Consider the following 25,967-nt stretch of genomic DNA (forward strand, 5'->3'; position numbering starts at 1 on the left):
GATCCGTCTGCGGATGGTGCTTCGGCCGATGTTGCATTCGACCGGCAGGTATCGACCCTACAGAGTGGCACATGGCCGGATCCAGGCGCATTTGTCGCCGAAAAGCGGACTCTTCTTGTGCGAATGCACATAATCTAGAGGATGTGATGGATGAACAGGATCGTTTCGCGGGCACACGACAGCTGCGGGACCGCCCGGTGCCCGGAGACGAGCGACGGTGGCTCGAACTCCTCGACGCCCTCGACCTCGATGAGCTGACCGACCGGTTCATGACCCGTGTCGTCACGGTCTCGGGATACGATCCCGCACCGATTCCGGTCTCCGAGCTGCGGCGCACCGGTCGGCAGTCCTTCTCCACTCTCATCGACGGACTGCGCGCTGGCGGCTTCGACGGGCCGGTGACAGTCTCGACCGAGGTCGGGGTCTCCCGGGCGCGGGCAGGAATCCCGCTCGAGGCGCTCATGACAGCGATCCGCCACGATTTCAATGTGCTCTGGGAAGTGCTCACCCGAGTGGCGAACCAGGAGGATGCGGAGCTCGTCATCAGGCATACCGGAATCGTGCTCTCCACCGTCGACGAATACGTCTCGCAGGTGCAGCAGGCCTATACTGCGGAGCTGCAGCGGATGCGCGCCGAGGAGTCGTCGGTGCGCGCGGGCCTCATCGCCAGCCTGTTCCAGGACCCCGACCCGACCGACGAGCGTCTGGTCACGATCGCCTCCGGTCTCGGTCTCCACGTCGACTCGCCGCTGCTGGTCGTCGCGGCCGCCGGAGACGATGTGCGGGCGCTGCGTGTGCTCATCTCCGACCATGTCCGCGCGGGTGGGACGATGTTCACGCACCACCTCGGCGAGGTCCTCATCGCCTTCACCCGGATCCACGAGCCTCCGGGGCACCGTGAAGAGGCGCTCGAGCGCGGGATCGCCGAGGCGCGGGTGGGCTGTGTGTGCTCGCCCGGGGTCGGCTCCCTGCGGCGTTCGGCGCTGACGGCCCGAGATCTGGCGGAGGTCATCGAGGACGATGAGAGCTCGGCGATGACCTGGCGTCGCGGATGGGCGCGGCTTGCCGCCCGCTCTCTCAATGCCGCGGGCAATCCGATCCTCGCCGATGTCGAGGCCGCGCTCGCCGGCTGCGGCAGGGTCGAACGCGAACGCCTGGTGGAAGCCGTGCGGGCCTACCTGCACTCGGGCAGCATCGGCGCGAGCGCCGCCGAGCTGTTCTGCCATCGCAACACCGTGGCGAATCGTCTGCGTCGGTTCGCCGACCTCACCGGCCTGGATCCGACGGTCCCCGCCGAGGCTGCGCGCTTGGTCGTCGGTTGGGCGTGAGGGGCCCGCCGATGCCTCGTGCGCCTCGTGCGCCTCGTGCGTCGTGCTTCGGTGCCTCGTGCGTCGCGCCCCTGCTCCGACAACTGCGGCCCGTCCCGGTATTCGGTACTCTGCGGCGGAACTCTAGGCCGCACGCCTGCGCTGACGTAATGTGTTCCCGTAGCGCGTCGGCTGCCACCGCCGTGGCCCGTCCAGATCGAAGGAGATCACATGTCGTCCGAGGTAAGCCCGTCCACGAGCGGACAGACACCAGCCGATTCGACGCTGGAGAAGCGGACACTGCGCAAGGTTCTCATCCGTCTCATCCCGTTCATCATCGCGATGTACTTCATCAACTACCTCGACCGCACGAATCTCGGCATCGCCGGGCCCGGCGGAATGAATGAGGATCTGGCGATCAACGCGACCCAGTTCGGGTTCGCCGCCGGCGTGTTCTTCTTCGGCTACCTCATCCTCGAGGTGCCCTCGAACCTCGCGCTGCACAAGTTCGGGGCACGCATCTGGCTCGCCCGCATCCTCATCAGCTGGGGCGTCGTCGCGGCCGCGATGGCCTTCGTGCCGAACCACGGCTGGCTCTACGTGCTGCGGTTCCTCCTCGGCATCGCCGAGGCGGGCTTCTTCCCCGGCATCATCCTCTACCTCACCTACTGGTTCCCGACCTCCATGCGCGCTCGCGCCACCGCACTGTTCATGCTCGCGATCCCGCTCTCGAGCGTCGTCGGCACACCTTTATCGTCCTGGCTGATCTCGAGCGGGAACACGATCTTCGAGAACTTCGCCGGCTGGCGATTCATGTTCATCATCGAAGGCGTGCCCGCGATCCTGCTCGGCATCATGTGCATCGTCTACCTCACCGACCACCCCCGCGACGCGAAGTGGCTGAGCGCCGAGGAGCGCGAATGGCTGCAGGCCACGATGGACGCCGAGGAGAAGGGCAAGGCCGAGACCTTCCACTACCCGGTTCGACGCTCTCTGCTGCAGCCGCGCGTGTGGGCTCTGTCGTTCGTCTACTTCGGCATGGTCTACGGCCTCTACGCCATGAGCTTCTTCCTGCCGACGATCATCTCCGGATTCCAGAAGACCTTCGGCGTCGAATACTCGATCGTCGAGATCGGTTTCATCACGGCAATCCCGTATGTCTTCGGTGCGCTCGCCATGTACTTCTGGTCCCGGCACGGCGACCGCACAGGCGAACGCGTCTGGCATGTGGCGGTCCCCCTGTTCATCGGAGGTGTGACGATCCCGATCGCGCTCTATCTCAGTTCGCCGTTCACCACGATGATCGCGGTGACCATCACCTGCATGGCGATCTGCGCGGCCCTGCCGACTTTCTGGCCGCTGCCTCAGACCTTTCTCGCAGGCGCCGGAGCCGCTGCGGGCCTCGCCCTCATCAACTCCCTGGGCAACTCGGCCGGGTTCTTCGCCCCCTACATCACGGGCTGGCTCGCCGACCTCACGGGGACCCAGAACGCGGGCATGTGGGTCGTCGGTGCGGCCATGGTGGCCGCCGGCATCGTGACCCTCGTCCTCAGGGCCGCACCGGCCCCCGATAACCTGGAGCCGACGCTGAAACAGTGACCCCGTGCCGGTCCCACCTGCGTCGTCGTCGATCCGAGGAGCAGCATTGTCGAACACGCCGTCCGCCGCAACGGAACCAACCGGTCTCGATCCGGCAGGATCTTCCTCGTCGGCATCCTCCGCGCCGGAGTCGTCCTCCAGTGCGCGCCCCACCGGTGCGCGGGTCTTCCCCGTCCTCGACCCGGCGGCGCTCGACGACCTCGGCTCGCGGCTGAGTCCGGGTGCGCTGACGACGGATCCCGACGTCATCGATGCCCATTCGAGCGACGAAGCCCTCTTCTGCCCACGTGAGGGCGCGATCGCCCTGGTCAGGGCGACCTCGGCGAAGGACGTCCAGGAGGTCATGCGCTTCGCCACCGAACATCGGGTGCCCGTCGTCCCGCAGGGGGCGCGGTCGGGGATCTCGGGCGGGGCGAACGCCTCACCTGGGGCGATCCTGCTCAACGTGTCGAAGATGACCGAGGTGGTGAGGGTCAACGAGGCCGAGCGCCTCGTCACAGTCCAACCCGGCATCATCAACCAGGACCTCAAGAATCACCTGGCGCCGTACGGACTCTCATACCCACCGGACCCGGGTTCGGTGGCGCTGTCATCGATCGGCGGGAACATCGCCACCAACGCGGGCGGACTGTGCTGCGTCAAATACGGTGTGACCAGGGACTATGTTCGGTCGCTGACGGTGGTTCTCGCCGATGGGACGATGACCACGCTCGGTCCGGAGACCGCGAAGGGTGTGGCCGGCCTCGATATGCGACACCTCTTCATCGGCTCCGAAGGCACCCTCGGCATCGTCGTCGAAGCGACGCTGCGCCTCATCCCCGCCCTGCCCGATCCCTTCACCGCGATCGCGACCTTCCCCGACGAACGCAGCGGTCTGCAGACCGTTGCGGACTTCATGGCCGGCGGAGGTGTGCCGAGCCTGCTCGAATTCCTCGACGGCTCGAGCCTGCGCATGCTCAACGACTTCGGCGACTTCGGCCTCGACGCCGAGGCCGGAGCGATGCTCATCATGCAGGTCGATCACACTCCCGCCGAATCGGAGGCCGCGATGGGGACCTTCGCCGAGGTGGCCGAGCGCTGCGGTGCCCTCGACGTCGCGTACTCCGACGATCCGACCGACTCCGCGGCACTCATCACCGCACGGCGAATGATCCAGCCGGCCTACGAGAAGTTCGCGACGGCCCATGGGGGAGGGCAGCTGCTCGACGATGTGTGCCTGCCGCGCACGGCCGTGCCCGAATTCTGCGACCGGCTGGGTGCGCTGCGGGAATCCTCCGGACTGGAGATTGCGCTGGTGGCGCATGCCGGCGACGGGAACATGCACCCCTCGGTGTTCTTCGACGCCGAGGATGAGACCGCGACGGCGACGGCGCAGGAGGTCTTCGAAGAGATCATGCGCATCGGCATCGAGCTCGGCGGGACGATCACCGGAGAGCACGGGGTCGGCTACCTCAAGCGCGCCTGGCTGCCGAACGAGCTGGACGAGGGCTCCCGGAGGATTCAGTCGGCCGTGAAGAATGCTCTCGACCCCCTGGGCATCCTCAATCCCGGCAAGATGCTCGCGGACGTCTGAGCGCTCAGACCTCAGTTCTGCGCTGTCGTCGCTGCTCCGCCGAATACGAGCTGCCGGCGGCTGATTTCCTGAACGCGGTCTGCCTGCGGCTGATTGCGCTTTCCTGCACCAGCGGGCGCAGGCGCATGTCGGGCCTGCGCCGCCGATTAGGACCTGCGTTGCTGATTAGAACCTGCGTTGCCGCTGATCCGGGTGGGGCCGTCGCCGTCGATCCGAGTGACGCGGCCGCCGATCCGAGCGCGGGACCGAGCTGGTCGCGTTCTCGTGTCAGTGCCGACTGGTTGACTGAATACAGACAAGAGGCCCACTGAATTCGTATGAGACATGCTCTTAGAATTGAATAAGAATCGAACAGACATTGCGCTAGTTTTGATTCATGTGTACACTGAGTAAAAGCTCCTTCATTGACGAAGGGAACGCGGGGCGATGACATTCACACCGGATCGGAAGCGACGTAGGTCGCGGAGGAGTGCCCGTCAGGGCGCTTCCGGTGCGCGCCCCAATGGCGCCGGCGTTGGTCCCCGATCGGTCCACGGCAGGACGAACGGCCAGCAATGGGAGGGCTTCCCGAATTCGGAGCCGCGACCCACCACTCTCAGTGACCAACTCAGGCAATCGGGATTGGACCTCAATGGTCATGCGCTCGCCGAGGTCTTCGACTCCCTTGATCCGGTGCCGACCGATGAAGTCGGTGAGACCGATGAAATCTATGAAGTCGACGAGGTCAACGATTCCGACAGTGGAACTGTTGCCGACGACAGTCTGATCGAATCGTCCGAAGAGCGAGCTGCGGGGGAAGAACAGGTTGTGGCTTCTGAGCCCTCGGAGCCGTTTTCCGAAGTTTCGGACGAACCTGCTGGTGCCGCGCCTTCCACCGCTTCCCCGCATCCTCTGCTGAGTGACGAAGCCTGGAGCGATCTTGCGAAGTTCGCGCCCGAAGTGACCCGCAGCCTGACTTCTCTCTTGAGCCTCGACGATGAGCTGCGCGCCTTCGAGCGACCGATGGGGCCCGACGAGGCGATGCACCTTCTGGACGGAGCCGAAGCGCTCTCGCGCGTGACCGAAGCGCTGTCCACGCTGGCGCTGTCCGTCTATGAGCGGATCGGCACACCGACCGACAGCGGAGCCAAGGACACTGAATCGCTGATTCAGGACCGTCTCGGCCTCACCGGCCCCGAGGCGCGGCGACGCGCACGGATGGCGAAGAGCCTCGGCGGGCGTGTGAGCATGGAGGGGCAGGCGCTGCCGCCCCTGCGTCCGGTCATGGCAGACAAGCTCCACGACGGAACGCTCTCTGCCGGACAGGTCGCCGTGATCGAAGAATGCATGCAGAAGCTGCCGAGCTGGATTGATCCGGCTATCAGTGCGCGGGCAGAGGAAGAACTCGTCGAATACGCCAAGACCGTTTCCGTTGCCGATCTGCGGGAGATCTTCCGCAGGATGCTCGCTCATATCGATCCCGATGGGGCGGAGCCCAAAGATCCGAGCGACCGCTCGTCCTACTTCATCAACGCTCGCCCTAAGAGAAACGGAGATTGGAGAGTCGAAGGGCTGCTCGATCCGACGGCCGGCGCAGAACTCCACGGACTCCTGACCTCACGGATCGAATCGGCCGATCAGCAATCACAGCAGTCCTCGACCGAAGCCAGCGACTCCACAGCGGGCGTCGCGTCCCCTCCCGACGGCGCGGACGCTCTCGGGGTATTCGATGCCGTGCTGACCGGCGACCAGCAGGACGCCCCACCGTGGGTGGTCGTCGACGCAACCGGGCGCGAAGGCGGATCTGCGAAGCATGCGGTGCCAGCAGGCCACGGAGTTCGTGACGATGGCTCCACCGTCGATCTCATCAGCGAGCAGCCCAGCGCACGCAACTGGATCTATGAGCGATTCGCGACTCTGATCTCAAGGATCAGCATGAAAGAGGCCGCGAAGGGCTCGCCCTACGCGCTCGTGGTGACCGCAAGGGCCGAAGATCTCGCCAAGAAGCTCGGTGAAGGCACAACAGGATCGGGAGATCGCATCCCGATCGACGAATTGACTGCGCGCGGGCTCAACGGCACCGTCTTCTACCACCTCATGGACGAAAAGGCCCGAACGGTGGAAGTGCGGACGGAGAACCGGTTCGCCAACAAGAACCAGATCGCCATCATCACAGCAAGAGACCAAGGATGCACCTTCCCCGGATGTGATGCGCCGCCAGGATGGTGCGATGCCAACCATGTCATCCCGCACAGCGAGGGCGGGAAGACTGAGATCAACAACCTCTGTTTGGCCTGCTCGGCGCATCACCATCTCATGGACCGTTCCGATTGGGAGGTCCGGATGATGGCCGATGGACGCCCGGCCTGGATTCCACCGGCCAGCCGCGATCCGGCCAGAAGGCCGATCATGCACTCGCGCTTCATTGCACAGGACATCATCGAATCGCTCTTCGACGATTAGCCGGCGCCCGCATGGTCGGTGTCGACTGCTCAGGCGTCGGCCCGTCGGATCGACCCTCGGCGCGTCGGATCGACCCTCGGCCTGCTCGGCCCTCGGCCCAACCGACCTTCGGCCCAATCGACCTTCGGCCCGACTGCTCAGCCCTCGGCCTTGCCCTGTCGCCAGTACCCCATGAACGCGATCTGCTTGCGGTCGACACCGACTTCCTGCACCAGGTAGCGGCGCAGGCGCTTGACGGGACCCGCTTCACCGGCGATCCAGGCGTAGAAGGGACGGGCTTCCTTCTCCGTCTCACTCGAACTGCCCTGAGCGGCCTGAGTCAGTGCCGCCGGCACGTCCCAGAGGATCTCTTTGTCGATGTCGACGTCATCGAGCTCCCGATCGGAGCGGGAAGAACCGGGGGCCTCGGCCGGGCCGGACGAGCCAGGCGAGCTCGCACCCACCTCGGCGTACGCTCGGGTCTCGGCGTAAGCACTGGTTTCGGCGCGCACGGCCTCTCTGACGGCCGGCTCGAGGAGCTCACCGAAATCGGCTGCGCCTCGTGGAAGCCACTGGACCTCGAAACCGGCCGGAGCGTCGATGTCGATGATGTCCTCCGCGCTCGGAACCTCGAGGACCGCCTTGCCCTGAACGGACGCGTCCTTGAGTGAATCGAGGATCGAAGCGATGGCCGGAACGGCGGTCTCGTCACCGGCCAGCAGGATCTGATCAGCCTCCCCCGGGGCGAACTCGATGCCCGCGGGCGGAGCTTCCGCATCACGACTGGGGCCGATGAGGTGAAGGGAGTGGCCGAGCTGAGCGGATTCTGCCCACTGCGCCGCGGGACCCGAATGCCCGTCCTCGTCGGAATGCAGGATCATGTCGACGACGAGCTCCCGATCCTCATCGCGCCATTCCCGCACCGTGTAGGTGCGCATCGCTCCACGGATCTCGGGGTCGACCTGGAGCCACGCCTGATACCAGGAGACGCCTGCCTCCTCCTGCTCGGCGAGGAAGCCGAGCATGTCGAACTGAGGCGCGGCGGCGCCCCCTGGCGGGATGATGAGCTTGATGCGCAGGTCACGCGGATGAGCATTGGGGCCGAAGCCCTGCAGTCCGGCACCGCCGAAGGTGACGCGGCGGAAGGAGGGACTGAGGTCTTCGACGGCGAGGACCGTGGCTTCGAAGGCGCCGATGGGGGCTCGTGACACAGATTCTCCTTCATCTCCCCAGATCCGAGAGCCATAATCGGCTCGTGGTTCTCGGGGCGTCCCGCAGCTGAGGGACGCATCGTGTTCATGGGTGCAGCGGTTGCGGACGTGTACATGTCCAGGCACCACCCTACGCTAAGTAAGGCAAGCCTTTCCAAATAATGCTAACGTGATTTTCGGGCGCTGCCGATACCGATGACGTCCGAACTGCTCACATCCGAACTGAGCACATTCAGACTGCACACTTCCGAGTAAAGGACATCCGGACTGCGCCCGCCCCATCTCGTTCCAGCTCATCTCACTGAAACACGACCCCTGAAAGGCCCTCGATGCGTCGTCGTCAGCTCCTCGCCCTGTCCGTTCTCGCACCGTTCGCACTCGTCGCCTGCGAAGGCCCGGAACCCGAAGCCTCCAGCGGTGGCAGCGGCAGCGCAGCCCCGAACTTCACCTACTCGCCGAAAGGCTACGACGGCGTGACGATCGAACTCGACAGGCCGGTTGAGCGCATCGCTGCGGACTTCTACTCTGCCGCCGGCCTGGCACAGTACGGAATCAAGCCTGTGGCGGTCTTCGGGTTCGGACAGAACGAATCTCCGGGGAAATCCTTCGACTCCACCGGCGTCGAGGTGGTCGGCACCGACATGGAACTCGACATCGAGGCGCTCGCCGTCACCGAGCCGGACATCCTCGTCGCCTACGGCAATGAGAAAGGCGACGGATGGACCTGGTGGGACGAGAAGGTGAAGGGCCAGGTCGCCGAACTCGTGGACTTCGTCCCGGTCAAGCTCAGCGATCAGACGCCCGATGACATGTTCGCCCAGTACGCCGCCATTGCCCGTGCCCTCGGCAAGGACACCGAATCGGGTGACATCGCGGACGAGCGCAAGGCGTTCGAGGACGCTCGCAAGCGGGTTCGTGAGGTCGCTGCGAAGAAGAGCGGGCTGACGGTGCTCCTGGCGAACTTCAGTGCGGAGATTAACTACACCTCGAAGACCCTGGGGATCGCCGAGATGCTCCGCGAGGACGGACTCGATCTCGTCGGCCCCGACTCGAGCGACGACAGCAGCTGGGCAGAGGTCTCCTGGGAGAAGATGTCTGACTACCCCGCCGATGTCCTCCTCGTCCACGATGCATCCGCCGACTACGAGGACAACCCGATCTTCAAAAGGCTTCCCGCGGTCGAGGCCGGGCAGCTGGGCACATGGGACGACAAGCGCGCCTACACCTATGCCGGATATGCCGAATGGCTCGAGGAACTTGCCGAGGTGCTCGAAGGTGCGAAGCAGATCGTCGAGAAGTGAGCTCCTTGCCGGGCCGGGCTACCATCGGTCCATGACTGATCTTCCGCCCGAGCTCACCGACGACGAGGTCATCCGATCGTTGGCCGAAGGCACACCGACCACGTGGATCCGCGGCACCCCCGCCGAGGCGGTCCTGCCCGAACTCGAGGCCGCGATGGATTCCGCGGCGGCTCGGTTCGCCCGTTTCGCCCCGTGGTTCGCCGAGGCTTTCCCCGAGACTGCGACGACGCGTCCCGACGCTGCCGAAATCTTCCCCGGAACCGGTGCGACAGGTGGTCTGATCGAGTCGCCCTTGGCCTCGGCCCCGGCGGCTCAAGACCGGCTCGAGCAGCTGTTCGGTGCCCGGCTGCCGGGGACGCTGTGGCTCAAACGCGACGATGCTTTGCCGGTCAGCGGGTCGATCAAGGCCCGCGGAGGGTTCCACGAGGTGCTCGAATTCGCCGAGGCCGTCGCCGCCGACCACGGCCTCGATCCTGATGATCCCGCAGAATATGCGAGTGCGAGATTCCGTGAGATCGCCGCGGACCACAGGATCGTCGTCGGGTCGACGGGCAACCTCGGCCTGTCGATCGGGATTCTCAGCGCCGCCCTCGGGTTCGCCGCCTCGGTGCACATGTCCGCCGATGCCCGGGAATGGAAGAAGGAGCTGCTGCGCGCTCACGGAGTCGACGTCATCGAACACGCCGGTGACTTCGTCGAGGCCGTGGAAGCCGGTCGCGCCTCGGCGAGGGGAGCCGAGCGCACGCATTTCGTCGACGACGAGGACTCGGTCAGCCTCTTCGCCGGATACTCGGTCGCCGCCCTGCGTCTCAAGCGCCAGCTCGACTCGACCGGGGTGACCGTCGATGCACAGAATCAGCTGGTCGTCTACCTCCCCTGCGGAATCGGGGGAGGCCCCGGAGGGGTGACCTTCGGGCTCAAACGCGTGTTCGGAGACAGCGTCCGCTGCGTCTTCGTCGAACCGAGCCAGGCACCGGCGATGTTCCTCGGCGTCCGTTCGGACCGGCACAGCGACATCGCCGTCCAGGACATCGGCCTCAGCGGACAGACCGCCGCCGACGGGTTGGCGGTCACACGGCCATCACGGTTCATCGGACCGACGATCGGGCCGCTGATCTCGGGATTCGCCTCGGTGCCGGACGAGGTCATCCGGGCAGGAGTCGGGGTGCTCCACGAGACCGAGGGCATCGATGTCGAGCCTTCGGCGACCGCCGGCCTCAGCATTCCGTGGCGGTTGGGCGCGACGGTCCCGTGGTCGGATGCGGCCACACACCTCGTCTGGCTCACCGGCGGGGCGATGGTCCCCGCCGATGAGCGCGCCGAATACGTCGCCGACGGAATCCGGCTGATGCCGACGATCGCAGACCCCGCCTCGGCGGTGTTCGTCGACTGAAACCGGCTGTTCGCCGCTGCCCGGATTCACCAATCCCAGGGATCGTCTTCGACGTTGATGACGACCTTGCCGTCGACGATCTCGGCCGTGCCGCTCAATGAGATGGATACCGTGTCGTCGAAGGACTCGGTCTCATCGAACATCTCGTAGCTGCCGGTCACGAGCGCCTCGCCCGTGGCGTCTGAGGAGATCAGCCACGCCGGACCCCCGTTGGGACCGGTCGCGGATTCGGGATCCGCATAGGGATCGGAACCGACCGACTCGTCGGCGACGATCACCGTCGGATAGGACGAGATCGACCATTTGAGATCGGTGGCGTCGTAGCTGTCCGCCAGGGACGACCCGAACGGGCAGCCGTCGGGCTGGGCCACGGTCTTCTCGGCACAGCTGTCGATGAGCGTCTTGACCTGCTTGTCGACCTCGGTGCGGAAGGCGTCCGAGGGCTGGGCGGCGAGCAGCGGCACATCCTCACCCTCCGTGTCCGATTCATCGCCCAGGAAAGCCCGGACCTCTACGGGATCGGCGCTGATGAGATCCGTCTTCTCGGCCAGGCCGATCGTGTAGAGGCCGGGGAAGGCCGGCAGCGCCAAGGTCGAGCCGTCGGTGTCGACGTCGACTCCGTTGACCTTGACTGTGCTCAGTCCGGGAGTGTCGACGGCGAGAGTGAGCAGTTCGGGTGTCTTGAGAGCCCAGTCGTCGAAGAAGAGGGCTTTCTTGCCGGCCTTGTGCAGTGTCAGGGTGCTGTTGCCCTTGGATCCGCCGACGTCATAGGTGACCGCGACAGTGGCCGTGTCCCCGGAGATGTCCGCGTCGTCGACGGTGACATCTTCGGGCAGGGCCTTGGATCCGCCGAGGACCTCGTTCGTCAGCAGAGTCCGTGACTCCTGCGGAACGTCGACATCTGCGATCTTGAGCGCACCCTCGGCGTCGCCGTCGGAGAGTTCCGCGAAGTACTTCTCCACGGTCGCTTCGGGTCCGAACATGTGCCCATTGACCTGGTTGACGACGATGAGAGCGGCTACGAGGAGGAGGACCGCCCCACCGGCGACGACCGTGACGAGCGTGGCCTTCTTCCTGTCGAAAGGCTGCGCCGGACCGCCGTAGGGCTGCGTTCCTTCCTGACCCGGCGCATATGCCTGCTGCCCGGCGGCCGTCGGATAGGGGTGGTGGCCTGTCGAGCGCGGGTCCGCCGGCGGCCCGACCGGAGCCGAGTACGCCTGCGCTCCGGGGTGAGACTGATGACCGATCTGACCCTGCGATCCCAGCTGACCCTGGTATCCCGGCTGACCCTGATGACCCGATTGCCTCTGATAACCCGACTGCCCCTGGGGGTTCGGCTGCCCCTGATATCCGGGGTGGTTCTGCGGCCCCATCTGACCGGGGGCAGGTGCGACGGGCGGTGCCGCCTGGGCGGAGGCCCGCGCCAGCTCGGGATGGATGAAGGCGAATTGCGGTTCGCTCATTCCCAAGTGCGGGCCCCAATGCGGGTGGACGGTACGGCCGGCGGTGATGCGCGCGACGGCCGGGAAGGTGAGCACGAGTTTGGGGCCGAGCGTTCGGGACAGCACCTCGATGAGGCCGCCCCACACGGCGAAGATGAGGAATGTCCACGCGAGCGGACCGATTCCCATCCGAGCCGCGCCGGAGCCGCCGAAGATCATGGCCGCCTCGGCGGATCCCGACATCGACATCCGCAGCGGAACGGCCAGCAGCGACAGCAGACCCCACACGAGGCAGAATGCCAGCGGCAGCTTCCACGCGCTCGACCACTGCTGCCTGTCCTGCTCGAGCACAGTCCACGCTGGGCGCCGCGTGACCGTGGCCACGAAGGTCGCGATCAGCACTGCCGCCACGACGACGAAGAGACCGAGCCACAGCTGGCCCGGAGCGTCCCGGCTGAAGATCGTGAAGTTCTCGGAGAAGCTGTCCGCATAGAAGCCGAGATCTCCCTGCGCCGAGGCGCTGATCCCGCCGAGGTGGGTCAGAGAGGTGAGGACGAGACCCATGTTGAGGAACGTCAGCGGCACCAGCCGGCCCGGCATATCGACCGAGAACGGGAGCACGAAGAGCGCGACGATCGAGAACAGGACGACTGAGACGACGAGGTGGACCCAGGTCACAAGCAGAGGTGGGACGGCCCAACGCAGGAACGGCGCACCGATCGCCTCGGTGCCCTTGAAATGACCGGCGACTCGGCCGGCGACGCTCGTGACGAGGATGACGAGCAGGGGCAGGAAGAAGGATCGAGCAGTGATCGCCGAGAGCGAGAAGGTGATCGCGCCCTCGTTCTCGAAGGTGGAGAAGCGGGCGGCGAAGACGACCTGCAGGAGGAAGAGCACCAGGGTCATCGCCAGTGTCGAGATGGCGATGCGCACCCAGGTGGTCACGCGGTTGGGGGCCGGAGATCTGCGCTCGCTGCGCTTCGTCAGCCACCACAGCAGGCCGACGATGATGACGGTCACCACCAGCGGTGCACCGACCATGAAGACGCTCAGTTGGGCATCGAAGCTGTCGGTGGCGTGGATGGACAGCCGCAGCACCGCCGAACCGAACAGCGACAGCGCCAGCAGGATGAATGGCATGGCATAGCTGATGCCGTCGAGGTCGAAGCCCGTATCCTCGGTCAGGGAGGTGAAATCCGACATCGAGGAGACCTGCACCGTCAGGATGATGGAGGCGATGATCCCGCCCAGGAGGGCGACGCCGGGCGGAATCAGAGCCGCTTGCCATGTCGCGCCCTTCGCCAGCGCCGAGGTGAGCTTCGACTTCGGAGCCTGCACCGGCTGACCGGGCACAGCGGGATACGGAACGGGTCCCGAGCCCGGGGCATACGCTCCCGGTGCTTGAGGGAAGGAGCCCGCCGCCTGAGGCTGCGAGTAGGGTCCTGAACCCTCTGCGTAGGGGCCGGAACTCTGCGGGCGAGGGCCTGGACCCTGCGCGTAGGCGCTCGCGCCCTGCACGTAGGGATCTGCGCTGGGAGTGTAAGCACCCGGCCCCTGTGGGTAGGGGCCGGAGTTCAGCCCGAAGGGGCCGGAACCTTGCCCATGCGGACCCGAGCCTTGCCCGTGCAGTCCCGAATCTTGCGCATCGGGTCCCGGTCCGTGCGTGTAGGCACTCGTGTCCGGGTGCTGGGGCGAAGAAGAGGAGTGAGACCTGCCAGCGGCGGACACGGTGGGGCCGCCTCCCGCCGCTTCTGCCGGAGGTGCCCAGCGAGCCGTCACCTCGGTGGGCTCGGAATCCTGGGGGTCGACATCCTCTGCCGGGGCCCCGGGGGCCGCTCCGCTCTCGGGCTCCTCGGCGGTTTCAGCTGCGTCCGAGGCCGCGGTCTCTGACCCCGTCGGCTGTTCGGGGTCTCGATCCTTCGGATCCTCTGCCGGTGTCGGTTTCGTCTCGTCGGATGCGTCGTTCATGCCCAGTCCTCACATGCCGTGGCCCGAGCGACCCGGCGGGTGATTCACAATGCAGCAATTGCCGGGAGGTATCAGGCCATTTGTAGTACACAACTTATAATAAGCTGTGAATGCAAGAGAAGTTTCCTTGGAGACTTTCTCTGAAATGTGTCTGATCGATGTGGAGCTGCGGATGAGTGCGAATCCTCCCGGGCGTGGAGATGAGAACGAGTGGGACGTCAACGACCGATCCGGCAGTCAGTGGTCGTCGCGTCCCGGACCGCAGTCGAATACCGGTTGGGGATCGCCGGCGGCGCCGACGCATCAGCCTGCCCAGCCGCCGTACCCGCAGGACAGGCATCCGCACCCGCAGAACGGGCACCCGTATCCGCAGGGCCCGGGACCGTACCACCAGCCGGCGCCGGCGCCGAAGCGGCGCTGGGGGCTGATCGCACTCTTCGCCGTGATCGTGATCGTCCTCGGTGTGGGGATCGGCTGGGGCGCGGCGACGCTGTTCCCGAAGGATTCCGATGTTCAGTCCGCTGCCGCCTCCAGCGAGGAGCCGAAGGGCGAAGAGAACAGCGGCGGCGACAGCTCGGCCCCCGCAAGTGAGGCCCCCGAACCGACCGAGACCGAGTCCGAGCTGCCCGACGATCCGAAGAAGGCGCTCAAGCAGCTCGCCGCTGCCGATGGCAAAGAGGTCAAGAGCGAACTCGACGGAAAATGGGTGCCCCAGCTGAGCTCGAAGAGACCCGGTCTCGAAGCCGAGGGCAAGACCTGGGACGAAGAGGCGATCCTCGATGAGCACCAGCAGATGCGCGAGGAGTTCCCTCGGGTCAAGCTCATCTGGTCAGGAGACTTCAACAGCTTCAAGGAGAGCGACTTCTGGGTCACGGTCGTCGGCATCGGCTACGACGACCCCGATGACGCACTGTCCTGGTGCTCATCGCACGGACTCGGACCCGACAGCTGCTACGCCAAGCAGCTGAACACCTCCGGCGGCCACGACGGAACGACCCGACTGCAGGACTGAAGCGCCGGATCGTGTGTCCTGCAGGGGCGGGGCGGCGAGGGGGCGGGAATTCAGCTCAGCCGACCGAGCGACGTGCAACCTCCGCCGACACCTCGCCGAGCACCGCCAGGGCGGCCGCGATAATCGGCTGACCGGACGATCCGCTGCGGATGCCGGTGAGGATCTTCCGCGACGGGACCGGGTCCCCGCGCAGCGGAACCCGGACGACGTCGAAGCCCTCGGGCAGGCGGGCCAGCCGGGGGATGAGAGCGACCCCGAGCCCGGCCGCGACCAGCGCCGCTCCGGTCTCCCATTCCCGCGACTGATGCGCCTTCTCCGGTTGGAACCCGGCTGCCGCGCAGGCCGTGCGGACCAGGCGGTGGTAGGGCGAGCCGGGGCGGTCGAGGATCCACGGCTCCTCGGCGGCATCGCTCAAGGACACCGCCGAGTTCTTCGCCAGGCTGTGCCCGGTGGGAACGAGGAGGTCGAGGCGATCGCTGAAGAGCGCGGACTGCTCGAAGCGGGCATCACCCCGCGGGGGCAGCGGGTCCGTGGCCACGACCACTGCGACGTCGGCGTGCTCGGACACGAGCAGATCGAAGCACTCCTCGGGCTCGGCCTCGATGATCGTCACCTCGGCGCCGGGGAACCGCTCGATGACCGCCTGCGCCGTCGGCGGCAGCAGGGTGGCCGCTGCCGTCGAGAAGCCGCAGAGCCGCAGCGCTCTGCCGGTCGAGATGCTCCCGGACGCGAGATCGTCGAGCTCACCGCGGATCTCCTCCCACCGCGTGAACAGCTCCTGCGAGCGGTCGAGCAGGAGCTGACCGGCGCGGGTGAGCACGAGGCCTCTGCCGCGCGGTTCGACGAGACGCACGCCGAGATCCTTCGACAGGGTTCTGAGCTGGTGCGATACGGCTGATGGCGTATATCCGAGACGATTGGCGACCTCGGTGAGGGTACCCACTTCGGCGAGGACGCGGAGGACTTGGAGGCGCGGATCGATCATGCAACAGTATTGCATGATTCGGGTGAAGAATCTTCGCTTTTCTTCGTCAGCGCCGTGGCGGACACTGAAGGTACGGAGTTCGCTCCCAGTCACAGCATCGGGGCGGCACCGAGATCACAAAGAGGTGGTGGACGAATTGACCCTGGCACCAGGCAGCAACAGGCTCACACGCACGAACCGCGGAGCGGATGCGAAGGGAAGCGCGCCCGACGCGATGCATCCCGGGGGCATGACCGGACAGGAGGCCCTCGACTGGCTCATCGACGAGCGCCGTCCCGGCTACTCGCTTCCCGCGCCCTTCTACATCAGCCCCGAGTTCTTCGCCCGCGACCTCGAGGAGATCTTCGCCTCGACGTGGATCTTCGTCGCCTCGCTCGCCGAGGTGCCCGAGCCCGGGGACTACGTGACCATCGACATCGGCACCTATTCGGTCATCGTCATCCGTGACGACGACGGCGAGATCCGGGCTCACCACAATGTGTGCCGCCACCGCGGCACCCGGTTGCTCAATGACCTGTCCGGATCGGTGGGCAACATCGTCTGCGGCTACCACCAGTGGACCTATACGCCCGGCGGCGAGCTCATCTCCGCAGGAGTCCAGGCGCCTGGGTTCGACATGGCCTGCTTTTCGCTGCGCGCGGTCGATGTCCGCGTCATCGGCGGGCTGATCTTCATCTGCCTGCACGACGGTCCGGATGACATCGACGAGGTGGCCGCCGTCATCGAACCCTATCTGAGCCCGCACGACATCGCCGGGGCCAAGGTGGCCGCTCAGGTCGACCTCATCGAGGACTCGAACTGGAAGCTCGTCATGGAGAACAACCGCGAGTGCTACCACTGCGAGGCCGGCCACCCGGAGCTCACGTGCACCTTCTTCCCCACCTACGGCTACGAACCCGAGGAGATCCCGAAACGGCTGCTGCCCGCCTATCAGCGCTACCTCGACGCCGAGGAGGAGCTGCGCATCAATTGCGAGCGCAACGGCCTGCCGTACGCCCTCGTCGAGGAGCTCAGCGGACGACCGACCGGGTTCCGGATCGAACGGGCCGCGCTCGACGGGAGGGGTGAGTCGTACACGATGGACGGTTCGGCCGCCTCGGCGAAGCTTTTGGGCGATCTCGACACCTTCGTCCTCGGTCGGGCCTCGCTGCACGTGCAGCCGAACATGTGGTTCCACGCGATGGGCGACCACGTCGTCACCTTCAGTCTGCTCCCGCTGGCCGAGGACAGGACGCTTGTGCGCACCACCTGGCTCGTGGCCGCCGATGCCGAGGAAGGGGCCGACTATGACCTCGACAACCTCACGACGGTGTGGATCAAGACGAACGAACAGGACGCGATGTTCTGCGAACGGGCTCAGGCTGGGGTGTCTTCTCCGGCCTACGAGCCCGGACCCTATGCGCCGACCGAGGAGCAGGTCGATGCGTTCTGCACTTGGTACATCGAGAGGCTCAAGGCCCACCGCGACGCCGGAGCGGGCCGATCCGAAAGGACGGTGAACCGGCGATGAGGTACCGCCATTCGACCCTGCCGGCGGGAATCGGCACGCCCGGCACCGTCCCAGAGGCTGCGGCGAAGTCGACATTCCGTGTGCCCGGACGCAGCACACGCCCGGGCAAGGAGACGCGCCACGAACCCGAGCCGGCCGCGGTGCCTGTCGAGCCGATGGTAACTGCGGACCGGACGTCTCCCGCGGTCCCCGAACTGCTCACGGGATACGTCGACGTCGTGGCCATCACCGAAGTGACTCGGAACGTGAAGACCTTCGAGCTGCGGGCACCATGGATGGCCTCCGTCGACTTCGAACCCGGACAGTACGTGACCATGCGCGTGCCCGAGCTCGGCCTCGAGCGGTGCTATTCGATCTCCTCGGCGCCCTTCGGGACGAACACGTTCACCATCACGGTCAAACGCGTGGCCGGAGGACCGGTGTCGAATCACCTCCACGATGCAGTGGCCGTCGGCGACCGGCTGCATGCCGACGGACCCTACGGACTCTTCAGCACGAGCTTCCACCCGGCGGACAGGCACCTGTTCCTCTCGGCCGGCTCGGGCATCACGCCGATCATGTCCATGGTCCGCAGCCTGCTGTCCCGGGCGAACGGCGAGGCGACCGACATCGTCTTCGTCCACAGCGCGGCCACCCCCGCGGACATCATCTTCCGTCCCGAGCTCGAGCAGCTCGCCCAGGTGCCGGGAGTGCGAGTCGAGGTCCTGTGCTCCCGCGACTCGGAGACCGAGATCTGGTCGGGCCGGCGCGGACGCATCACTGCGGACACCCTCGCCGAGGTGGCCCCCGATCTCCGGGACCGCGAGACCTTCGTCTGCGGCCCGAGCGGGTATATGGACGCCGTCCGTCCCCTCCTGTTCGAGCTCGGGTCCGCCGGGGCGCATGAGGAGTCGTTCGTCTTCGCCACCTCTCCCGCCGCGCGCCTGTCCCGGGCGGCGATGAGCGTCGGCGCCGACCGACCCTCCCAGGTGCTCACCGCCGTCGGCGGGCCCGGTGCCGGAGCCGGCGGCGACTGGGCCGCGCGGGCGCACACCGTCGAGTTCGCCGACAGTGGCCGACGGATCGAGTGCTCACCGGAGACGACGGTCCTCGACGCCGCCCTCGATGCGGGACTGGCGATGCCGTCGTCGTGCTCCGAAGGGATGTGCGGGACCTGCAAGTCCGACCTCGTCAGCGGCGAGGTCGAAATGAATCACGCGGGCGGCATCCGCCCGAAGGAGATCGCCGCCGGCAAGTTCCTGCCCTGCTGCTCCACTCCGCTGACCGACCTCGTCGTCAGGCGGTGAGAGCGCGGCGCCTCAGTCAGCACGTCTCGCCGATGACCAGGGTCGATGGGAGCACGAGGTGCTGGGCTGTTCGGGTGCCGGCGTCCGAATCGGCCCCACGCGGGCGAGCGACCTGGGCGACGAGCATCCGTCCGGCGCTGCTTCCGGCCTCGCCCATCGGCTGCGTGATCGCCGTCAGCGAGGGCAGGCCGAGCCCGATGTCGATGAGGTCATCGACGGCGGCGACCGCGAGATCCTCGGGAACCTTCGCCCCGACCGCGGCCGCAGCGAGCATCAGCCCGTGCGCCACCAGCGCGTTGTAGGCGATGACCGCGCTGACGCCGCCCCGCTGGAGCATCGAGAAGCTCTCGGTGCCGGCGCTCACTTTCGGTTCGACGGGGCCGAACCTCCGTGCTTCGCCTCCGTTGTCCTCGAGCGCAGTGCGGACCGTGAGGAACCGTCCGTCGTCCGAGAGGGAGCCCGCAGGACCGCCGAGGTAGGCGATCGTTCTGTGTCCGCGCGCGATGAGGAGTCCGCAGAGTTCGGTCAGGCCCGCCGCGACATCGACGCTGACCGAGTCGAAATCCGACAGCTCACGATTGACTGTGACGATCGGGAAGCCGCGCGCCACCTCCGCCAACGCGGCACCCGAGCTGCGTGGACTGGCGAAGATGAGCCCGTCCACCCGGCCTCGCAGGCGCCCGGCGATCTCGACCTCGGACTCGGGGCAGCCGTGGGAGTCGACGATGATGAGTTCGAAGCCGGAGCTCTCCACTTCGGACTGGACAGCTGAGATGAGTGGTGCGAAATACGAGCTCGACAGCTGGGGCACGACCAGCCCGAGCAGGCCTGAACTGCCCCTGGCCAGGGCCCGTGCGGTCGAGTTGGCGATATAGCCGAGTCGGTCTGCGACCTCGATGACTCTTGCTGTCGTCTCAGCGCCGACCATCTCCGGCCTGCCGAACACCCGCGAGGCGGTCGCCAAGGAGACGCCCGCTTGGCGAGCGACATCGGCCAGAGTCACCACTGTCGATCCTTCCTGCCGTCGCCTGTCCCTGCCAAGATACCCCAGCCGCAGTCAGGGATGCCTGGAAGCCGCAGATGAGACGGCCTTGACCGCTTCAGCAGGCCTCGCACATACTTATGCAAGCGCTTACATGCACTGTTCGACGCACGGACGAGATGACCGATCGGGAATGCTTCACCGCAGCGAGGAGACAACTGTGGCCCAGAGACAGACAGCCGGCGAGGTTCGCGACGCGGACGGCGACGGCGGCTCGACCGAGCGGAAGTGGCTGAGGTTTCCCGTCGTCGCCCGCGGTTCCACGTATTCACGCGAATTCGTGGCCGGACTGAGCATGTTCCTGGCGACCGCCTACACGGTCGTGGTCATCCCCGGGATGCTCTCCGACGCGGGGCTGCCCGTCGGAGCCGTGACGACGAGCGTGATCATCGTGGTCATCCTCGGCACTGCGGCCATGGGCATCTTCGGCAATCTGCCGATGGTGCTCGCCCCCGGCCTCGGCGGAGTCTCCCTCGTCGCCTACACCCTCGTCCTCGACGGCGATGTGTCCTATCCCGTCGCCATGGGCATGGTGCTGTGGTCGGGCGTCATCTTCCTGCTCCTCACCCTCTTCGGCATCCGCAGTCTGATCACCCGGATCATCCCGCACTCGATCCGGCTGGCCATCGGACCCGCCATCGGCGTCTTCATCGCCTTCGTCGGGTTCCGCTCGGCCGGGCTCGTCCAGCCCGGAGAGAGCTCACTCGAACTCGGCGATCTCTCCAGCTCCGCGGCACTGGTCACCTTGGCCGGCGTCGTCGTGCTCGTGGCGCTCAACGCCCGAAAGGTCCGAGGCAGCTTCATCATCGTCATCATCGCCGCGACGCTCGTCGGCATTCCATTGGGTCTGACCCACCTCGAGGGCTCGCCCGTCGCGTTGCCGACCATCGACGGTTCACTGTTCATGCACGTCGACCTCGTCGAATCGCTGTCGCCGCACTACCTGCCGTTCCTCTTTGCGTTCTTCGCTTCGGAGTTCTTCTCGACGACCGGCGTGATCATGACGGTCACGGACACGATGGGACGCGCAGCGAAGCCGGAGGGCGGTGCCATCGATCCGAAGCGACCGTTCCTCGTCGATTCGTGCACGATCATCGGCGGCTCGCTGTTCGCAGCTCCCTCGGTGACCACCTACGCGGAGTCGACGGCAGGAGTCGAGGCAGGCGGCCGCACCGGTCTGTCATCACTGTGGGCGGCCGCATGCTTCGCGCTTCTGCTCTTCGCGACACCGCTGGCGGCGGCGATCCCCTCGGCAGGGACGGCCCCGGTCGTCATCGTGGTGGGCCTGACCATCGCCGCGGGCTTCCGCCGGATCGACTCCGATGATCTCACCGAACTCATCCCCGCAGTGATCGTGCTCATCTGCACCCTGCTGTGGGGCAACTTCGGCACGGGGATCGCAGCCGGGGTGCTCGCCTATGTGCCGATCAAGCTCCTGGCCGGCAAGTGGCGGGAGATCCATCCCGGCATGTGGGTGATGACTCCGTTCCTCGTCTACTATTTCATCGCCATCGCCTGAAGACCCCAGATCTCCCTCCGCCGGTTCGCCGCTGCGAGTCACCGGCGAGCCAATGACCAAGGAAAGGTGCGACACCGTGCTGCCCCTCATCGATCTCCATCTCCACCTGCCCGGCACCGTGCGGGCCGAAACCTTGGCCGAGCTGGCCGACGCGAACGGAGTGGAGCTGCCCCTGCCGGCCGGTCAGCTGTATCCGCGGATCAACTCCGACCCCACGGAAGAGGAGAGCACCCGCGGGCCCTGGTTTCCGCTGCTGCGCGTCTACGAGCTCATCTCGGCCAGCCTCCGGAGACGTGAGGATTTCGCCCGCGTCGTCTTCGAGGCGCTCGAGGACGGGCAGCGCGACAGCGGACTGTGCTATGCGGAGCTCGCCTTCAGCCCTTCCGTCCACATGCAGGCCGGCGTCGACTACACAGCGATGACCGCAGGCATCTCCGACGGGTTCGCGCGGGCACGCGACGAGCTCGGAGTCGACGGCCGCGCCGTCGCCGCCGTCAACCGGGAGGACACCGCCGAGGTGGCGGCGGAGATGGTCGAGACCGTGATCGCCCGCCCGTGCCCCGATGTCGTCGGCATCGGACTCGACTTCTATGAGCTCGCGGGCCTGCCGGAGAAATTCGCCGAGGCGTTCCGGCTGGCGGGCGAGCACGGTCTCTTCCGGACCGCCCACGCCGGCGAGCACGCACCGACCGCGGAGACCGTGACGACGGCGATCGACGTCCTCGGCTGCGACCGGATCGATCACGGCTATCAGATCCTCCGCAGCCCCGAGATCGTCGCGCGCTGTGCCGAGCGGGGAACCATCTTCAATGTGGCCTTCACGACCTCGCGCCGTGCGCTCATCGACTGGCGCAGGGAATCCGTGGCCGCCATGGTGGACGCCGGTCTGAGAGTCTCGATCAACTCTGACGACCCCGCTCTGTTCCCGACCACTCTGCGCAGGGAGATGGACATCGCGGGCGAGCTGATGCCCACAGTCGATGAAGCGTGGTTCGTCGAGAACTCGATCGCGGCCGCATTCCTCGACGACGAGGCGAAGTCGAGGCTGCGGGCCACGGTGTTCGGGGCCTAGACGCACGGCCTATCGGCACCTCGGGTGCTGTCAAGGGTTCGGACCGGACACGCCGTGCCGCTTCGGTGATCCGACTCATCTGAGCACGAAGCCGGGCACCAGAGCGTCGCGGGGGTCGAGCTCGAAGCTCGTGCTCGCAACCCGGTGGGCGGTGCCTGCGACGACGGGGACGACTCCGTCGGCCGTCTCCTCGAGCACTCGGGCGCGGAAGCGCGTGCCGATGATCGAGTCATGGATGAGCGTCTGCCCCGGGACGAGTTCCCCGGAGGCGTGCAGTGCGGCGATGCGGGCTGCCGTGCCGGAACCGCACGGGGAACGGTCGACCTGGCCATCGGCGAAGACCGTGACATTGCGCTGGTGCAGTTCGCCGGTGTCCGTGGTGCCGAAGCGGTTGACGATGATCGTGCCGTAGACGCCCGACAGGCGCTCATCGACGGGATGCGCGGTTTCCGGGTGGCCGGCGAGGCTTGCCTTGACCTCGCGTCCGAGGGCGATGAGCTCACCGAGGTCCTCGGGCACGACGTCGAGCCCGAGGCGGTCGCCGTCGACGAGGGCGTAGAGCGCCCCGCCCCAGGCGAGGTCGACCGACAGCCGTCCGCGGCCCGTGTCGACCGTGATCCCGGTGGCGACGAGCCGGCTGGGGACATTGACGAAATCAATCGAGGTGACCTCTCCGGCCGAATCGGTGTGCACCTGCGCATTCACCCGCCCCGAGGGCACGTCGATGCGGACCTCCGTGAGCCCGGACGGCTCGGCCGCTGCGAGTCCGGACTCGACGGCCCATGCGCCCAGCGCCATGGTTCCGTGACCGCAGGCGGTGGAGAAGCCGTCCTTGTGCCAGAACAGCACGCCGAAGTCCGCATCGGCGTCGTCGGGTGCGGTGATGAAGCCGCCGTACATGTCCGCATGACCGCGCGGTTCGAAGCACAGCAGCCGACGCAGATCGTCGAGGGCCGACCCGGACACCGCGCGAGCCCGCTTCTCGGCTACCGAGGCACCGGGGGCCTCGACCGGCGGATCGGCGATGATGCGGAAGGGCTCCCCGGCCGTGTGATAGTCGACGCTGCTGCAGATCGCAGTTCGTCTCGTCACAGGCCCATCCCCACTCGCAGCCCCTCGAGCACGGCGGCATGGACGTTGCGGGAGGCGACGGCATCGCCGATGCGGTAGAGCCTGAACCCCGCGTCTGGCTCGGCCGGCTGAGATCTCCCGTTCACCCAGGCGTCGATATCGGTCGACCCATGATTGCTCGACCGGGGCTTGAGCTCGAAATAGACCTCATCGTTCGGCGTCGTCCCGAAGTCGACGACCACGGCATCGGTGACGAGTTCGGACTCGCGGTCCGAGTACTCGTGGCGCAGCCTCGCCACGATCTCGGAACCTTCGATCCGCGGCTTCGCGGCCAAACGCTCGCCGAGGCGGACCTCGACTCCGAACTCGGAGAACACCTGCAGATAGGCCGGGGAATTCATCGACCCGACATCGATCCCGATCGTGCGTTCGGGACTGACGTACGTGACCTGCTGCCCGGCTCTGGCCAGACGCTCGACGGCGTCGAGGGCGGGGTAGAACCCGTGATCGTCGAAGACGAGCACCCGCTGCTTCGATCGCAGCCGATCATCCATGACGTCCCAGACGTCGAATGACGGGCCCTGGTCGCGGAAGGGATATGCGGAGTCGGGGATCCCGCCGGTGGCGATGATGACGACGTCGGGTTCGAGGGCGAGGACCTCGGCCGCCTCGGCGAAGGCATTCAGCCGCAGATCGACGCCGTGCTTCGCGCACTGCTGGACGCGCCAGTCGATGATGCCGATGAGGTCGCGGCGGCGCTGCGAGCGGGCCGCGATGCGCACCTGTCCGCCGGGCGCGTCATCCGCCTCGAGCAGCGTCACCCGGTGCCCACGGACGGCGGCGACCCGAGCCGCCTCGAGACCGGCGGGGCCGGCCCCGATGACGACCACGTGCTTGGGTCCCGCCTCGGCGTCGTGGGGGATCTCCTGCGGCAGTTCGGCCTCGCGACCGCTGGCGGGATTGTGGATGCAGGTCGCCGAGCCGGAGGTGTAGATCGAGTCGAGGCACATGTTCGCCCCCACGCACGGCCGGATGTCGTCCTCCCGGCCCTCGGCGATCTTGCGCGCGAGATGCGGATCGGCCAGCTGCGCCCTGGTCATCCCGACGAGGTCGAGGCAGCCGTCCTCGAGGGCGAACCGGGCGGTCGCGGCATCGGCGATGCGGGCGGCGTGGAGGACGGGGAGGTCGATGGCCTCGCGGATGCGGCGGCAGGTCTCGAGCCACGGCGCCGCGGGCGTGCCCATCCCGGGGATCGCCTCGGCGAGTTCCCGATCGGAGCTGATCGTGCCCACATTGAGGCTGAGGAAGTCGATGCCGTGGGCGGTGTAGGTGGTCAGGACCTCGGCGGCACGGGCCTCGTCCATGCCGTCGGCGCGGCGTTCGTCGACAGCCATGCGGATGCCGACGAGGAAGTCCTCGGGCACGGCCGCCCGGACCGCGTCGATGATGCGCAGCGGGAACCTCATCTGGTTCTCCAGCTCACCGGAGTACTCGTCGTCGCGTTCGTTGAGCCACGCGGCGAGGAAGGAATCGAGCAGGTGGCCGGCGTGCATGATCTCGAGTCCGTCGAGTCCGGCCGCGGCGACCCGCGCTGCCGCGGCGGCGAAGTCCGAGACGATCCGGTCCATGTCGAAGTCCTCGATCGCCTTCGTGAACGAGCGGTGTGCGGCCTCCCGCGTCCGCGAGGCCGAGACCAGCGGCAGCCAATCTCCGGCGAAGTTCGAGGAGCGGTGTCCCAGATGCGTCGTCTGGATCATGATCGCCGCGCCCTCGGCGTGGCAGTCCTCGGCGATCGCGGACAGCCACGGCACCACCTCGTCGGTGGACAGGTCGATGTTGCCGAAGGCGGCCGGGGAGTCCTTGGACACGATGGCCGAGCCGCCGATCATGGTCAGTCCGACTCCGCCGCGGGCCTTCTCCCGGTGGTAGAGGCGGTAGCGGTCCTTGGGCATGCCGAGTTCGGTGTAGGCGGGTTCGTGTGAGGTCGAGACTATGCGATTGCGCAGGGTCAGGCCTTTGAGGTCGAAGGGCTGGAGCAGCGGATCGACGGACGTGCCGAGCTGGGGGTCGGCGGTCATGGGTTCCTCCTTCATCGCAGGAACGGCTCCGCTGACGGAGCTGCGAGAGGTAATCGGTTACCGACTACCTGCCTCCATCGTGCGACCTCGTGGTTATGCTGTCAATAGTCGAATGCGTGTCGACCGTGCAGGGTTCTGGGTCGAGGAACGTGCAGGGCTCTGTGCCCAGGAGCACGC

Annotated in this window: 17 protein-coding genes; 11 read left to right on the forward strand and 6 right to left on the reverse strand. The window is 66.7% G+C overall.

Translation table 11 applies throughout. From position 1 onward, the window contains the following. The first annotated feature begins 146 nt into the window (after nucleotides 1-146). The 4 genes from IHE57_RS00785 to IHE57_RS00800 all read left to right on the forward strand — a co-directional run bounded on the left by IHE57_RS00785 (nucleotide 147) and on the right by IHE57_RS00800 (nucleotide 6,921). Nucleotides 147-1,328, forward strand: a complete 1,182-nt coding sequence (locus tag IHE57_RS00785; protein WP_209370131.1) for an RsbRD N-terminal domain-containing protein — start codon at nucleotides 147-149, stop codon at nucleotides 1,326-1,328. Between the two features lie 210 nt (nucleotides 1,329-1,538). After that, on the forward strand, nucleotides 1,539-2,906 hold the full coding sequence (locus IHE57_RS00790) for an MFS transporter (RefSeq protein ID WP_209370133.1): 1,368 nt from the start codon (nucleotides 1,539-1,541) through the stop codon (nucleotides 2,904-2,906). 211 nt (nucleotides 2,907-3,117) lie between these two features. Next, nucleotides 3,118-4,479 carry an FAD-binding oxidoreductase gene (locus tag IHE57_RS00795; protein WP_209370557.1) on the forward strand — a complete coding sequence of 454 codons (1,362 nt, stop codon included), beginning with the start codon at nucleotides 3,118-3,120 and terminating at the stop codon, nucleotides 4,477-4,479. Between the two features lie 621 nt (nucleotides 4,480-5,100). Continuing rightward, on the forward strand, nucleotides 5,101-6,921 hold the full coding sequence (locus IHE57_RS00800; RefSeq protein WP_209370134.1) for an HNH endonuclease signature motif containing protein: 1,821 nt from the start codon (nucleotides 5,101-5,103) through the stop codon (nucleotides 6,919-6,921). Nucleotides 6,922-7,058: 137 nt separating this feature from the next. Here the strand turns inward: IHE57_RS00800 and IHE57_RS00805 are convergent, their stop codons facing one another. After that, nucleotides 7,059-8,111, reverse strand: a complete 1,053-nt coding sequence (locus tag IHE57_RS00805) for a siderophore-interacting protein (protein WP_209370135.1) — start codon at nucleotides 8,109-8,111, stop codon at nucleotides 7,059-7,061. Nucleotides 8,112-8,440: 329 nt separating this feature from the next. Between IHE57_RS00805 and IHE57_RS00810 the strand changes: the two genes are divergently transcribed. Together IHE57_RS00810 and dsdA are read left to right on the forward strand one after the other, a co-directional pair. Next, complete coding sequence (locus IHE57_RS00810) at nucleotides 8,441-9,412, forward strand: ABC transporter substrate-binding protein (RefSeq protein WP_209370136.1); 972 nt, start codon at nucleotides 8,441-8,443, stop codon at nucleotides 9,410-9,412. A 31-nt stretch (nucleotides 9,413-9,443) separates the two neighbouring features. Beyond that, complete coding sequence (gene dsdA, locus IHE57_RS00815; protein WP_209370137.1) at nucleotides 9,444-10,805, forward strand: D-serine ammonia-lyase; 1,362 nt, start codon at nucleotides 9,444-9,446, stop codon at nucleotides 10,803-10,805. Nucleotides 10,806-10,831: 26 nt separating this feature from the next. On the opposite strand, the gene IHE57_RS00820 is transcribed toward dsdA, so the two are convergent. Further along, entirely contained in the window at nucleotides 10,832-14,215 is a 3,384-nt protein-coding gene (locus tag IHE57_RS00820; protein ID WP_253719815.1) for a hypothetical protein, read from the reverse strand. 172 nt (nucleotides 14,216-14,387) lie between these two features. Here IHE57_RS00820 and IHE57_RS00825 point away from each other — a divergent pair, with 172 nt between their 5' ends. Next, complete coding sequence (locus tag IHE57_RS00825; protein WP_253719816.1) at nucleotides 14,388-15,227, forward strand: hypothetical protein; 840 nt, start codon at nucleotides 14,388-14,390, stop codon at nucleotides 15,225-15,227. A gap of 55 nt (nucleotides 15,228-15,282) precedes the next feature. Here IHE57_RS00825 and IHE57_RS00830 read toward each other — a convergent pair whose 3' ends face one another. Next, nucleotides 15,283-16,212 carry a LysR family transcriptional regulator gene (locus tag IHE57_RS00830; protein WP_209370138.1) on the reverse strand — a complete coding sequence of 310 codons (930 nt, stop codon included), beginning with the start codon at nucleotides 16,210-16,212 and terminating at the stop codon, nucleotides 15,283-15,285. A gap of 136 nt (nucleotides 16,213-16,348) precedes the next feature. On the opposite strand from IHE57_RS00830, the gene IHE57_RS00835 reads away from it, so the two are divergent. Continuing rightward, the gene (locus IHE57_RS00835; protein ID WP_436627476.1) at nucleotides 16,349-17,722 is read left to right on the forward strand and encodes an aromatic ring-hydroxylating oxygenase subunit alpha; all 1,374 of its coding nucleotides are present in this window, start codon (nucleotides 16,349-16,351) and stop codon (nucleotides 17,720-17,722) included. Then, nucleotides 17,719-19,008 (forward strand): FAD-binding oxidoreductase, encoded by a 1,290-nt coding sequence (locus tag IHE57_RS00840; protein ID WP_209370139.1) that lies wholly within the window; start codon nucleotides 17,719-17,721, stop codon nucleotides 19,006-19,008. Before IHE57_RS00835 ends, IHE57_RS00840 begins: the two co-directional genes overlap by 4 nt. Nucleotides 19,009-19,024: 16 nt before the next feature. Here IHE57_RS00840 and IHE57_RS00845 read toward each other — a convergent pair whose 3' ends face one another. After that, on the reverse strand, nucleotides 19,025-20,014 hold the full coding sequence (locus IHE57_RS00845; RefSeq protein ID WP_209370140.1) for a LacI family DNA-binding transcriptional regulator: 990 nt from the start codon (nucleotides 20,012-20,014) through the stop codon (nucleotides 19,025-19,027). 196 nt (nucleotides 20,015-20,210) lie between these two features. On the opposite strand from IHE57_RS00845, the gene IHE57_RS00850 reads away from it, so the two are divergent. Together IHE57_RS00850 and IHE57_RS00855 are read left to right on the forward strand one after the other, a co-directional pair. Next, a complete protein-coding gene (locus IHE57_RS00850) occupies nucleotides 20,211-21,569 on the forward strand; it encodes an NCS2 family permease (protein WP_209370142.1) in 1,359 nt (452 codons plus the stop codon). A 52-nt stretch (nucleotides 21,570-21,621) separates the two neighbouring features. Next, complete coding sequence (locus tag IHE57_RS00855; protein ID WP_209370143.1) at nucleotides 21,622-22,641, forward strand: adenosine deaminase family protein; 1,020 nt, start codon at nucleotides 21,622-21,624, stop codon at nucleotides 22,639-22,641. A 75-nt stretch (nucleotides 22,642-22,716) separates the two neighbouring features. Here the strand turns inward: IHE57_RS00855 and IHE57_RS00860 are convergent, their stop codons facing one another. Beyond that, on the reverse strand, nucleotides 22,717-23,733 hold the full coding sequence (locus IHE57_RS00860; protein WP_343071817.1) for a proline racemase family protein: 1,017 nt from the start codon (nucleotides 23,731-23,733) through the stop codon (nucleotides 22,717-22,719). Next, the gene (locus IHE57_RS00865; protein WP_209370144.1) at nucleotides 23,730-25,790 is read right to left on the reverse strand and encodes an oxidoreductase; all 2,061 of its coding nucleotides are present in this window, start codon (nucleotides 25,788-25,790) and stop codon (nucleotides 23,730-23,732) included. The genes IHE57_RS00860 and IHE57_RS00865 overlap by 4 nt, the downstream gene beginning before the upstream one ends. Nucleotides 25,791-25,967: the final 177 nt, after the last annotated feature.

Source organism: Brevibacterium renqingii, assembly GCF_017808105.1.
Classification (GTDB): domain Bacteria; phylum Actinomycetota; class Actinomycetes; order Actinomycetales; family Brevibacteriaceae; genus Brevibacterium; species Brevibacterium renqingii.

What these genes read in the sequence shown, in the direction of transcription:
- IHE57_RS00785 (WP_209370131.1), top strand. Translation starts at nt 147, where the DNA reads ATGGATGAACAGGATCGTTTCGCGGGCACACGACAGCTGCGGGACCGC.
- IHE57_RS00790 (WP_209370133.1), top strand. Translation starts at nt 1,539, where the DNA reads ATGTCGTCCGAGGTAAGCCCGTCCACGAGCGGACAGACACCAGCCGAT.
- IHE57_RS00810 (WP_209370136.1), top strand. Translation starts at nt 8,441, where the DNA reads ATGCGTCGTCGTCAGCTCCTCGCCCTGTCCGTTCTCGCACCGTTCGCA.
- dsdA (WP_209370137.1), top strand. Translation starts at nt 9,444, where the DNA reads ATGACTGATCTTCCGCCCGAGCTCACCGACGACGAGGTCATCCGATCG.
- IHE57_RS00820 (WP_253719815.1), bottom strand. Translation starts at nt 14,215, where the DNA reads ATGAACGACGCATCCGACGAGACGAAACCGACACCGGCAGAGGATCCG.
- IHE57_RS00825 (WP_253719816.1), top strand. Translation starts at nt 14,388, where the DNA reads ATGAGTGCGAATCCTCCCGGGCGTGGAGATGAGAACGAGTGGGACGTC.
- IHE57_RS00830 (WP_209370138.1), bottom strand. Translation starts at nt 16,212, where the DNA reads ATGATCGATCCGCGCCTCCAAGTCCTCCGCGTCCTCGCCGAAGTGGGT.
- IHE57_RS00840 (WP_209370139.1), top strand. Translation starts at nt 17,719, where the DNA reads ATGAGGTACCGCCATTCGACCCTGCCGGCGGGAATCGGCACGCCCGGC.
- IHE57_RS00855 (WP_209370143.1), top strand. Translation starts at nt 21,622, where the DNA reads ATGACCAAGGAAAGGTGCGACACCGTGCTGCCCCTCATCGATCTCCAT.
- IHE57_RS00865 (WP_209370144.1), bottom strand. Translation starts at nt 25,790, where the DNA reads ATGACCGCCGACCCCCAGCTCGGCACGTCCGTCGATCCGCTGCTCCAG.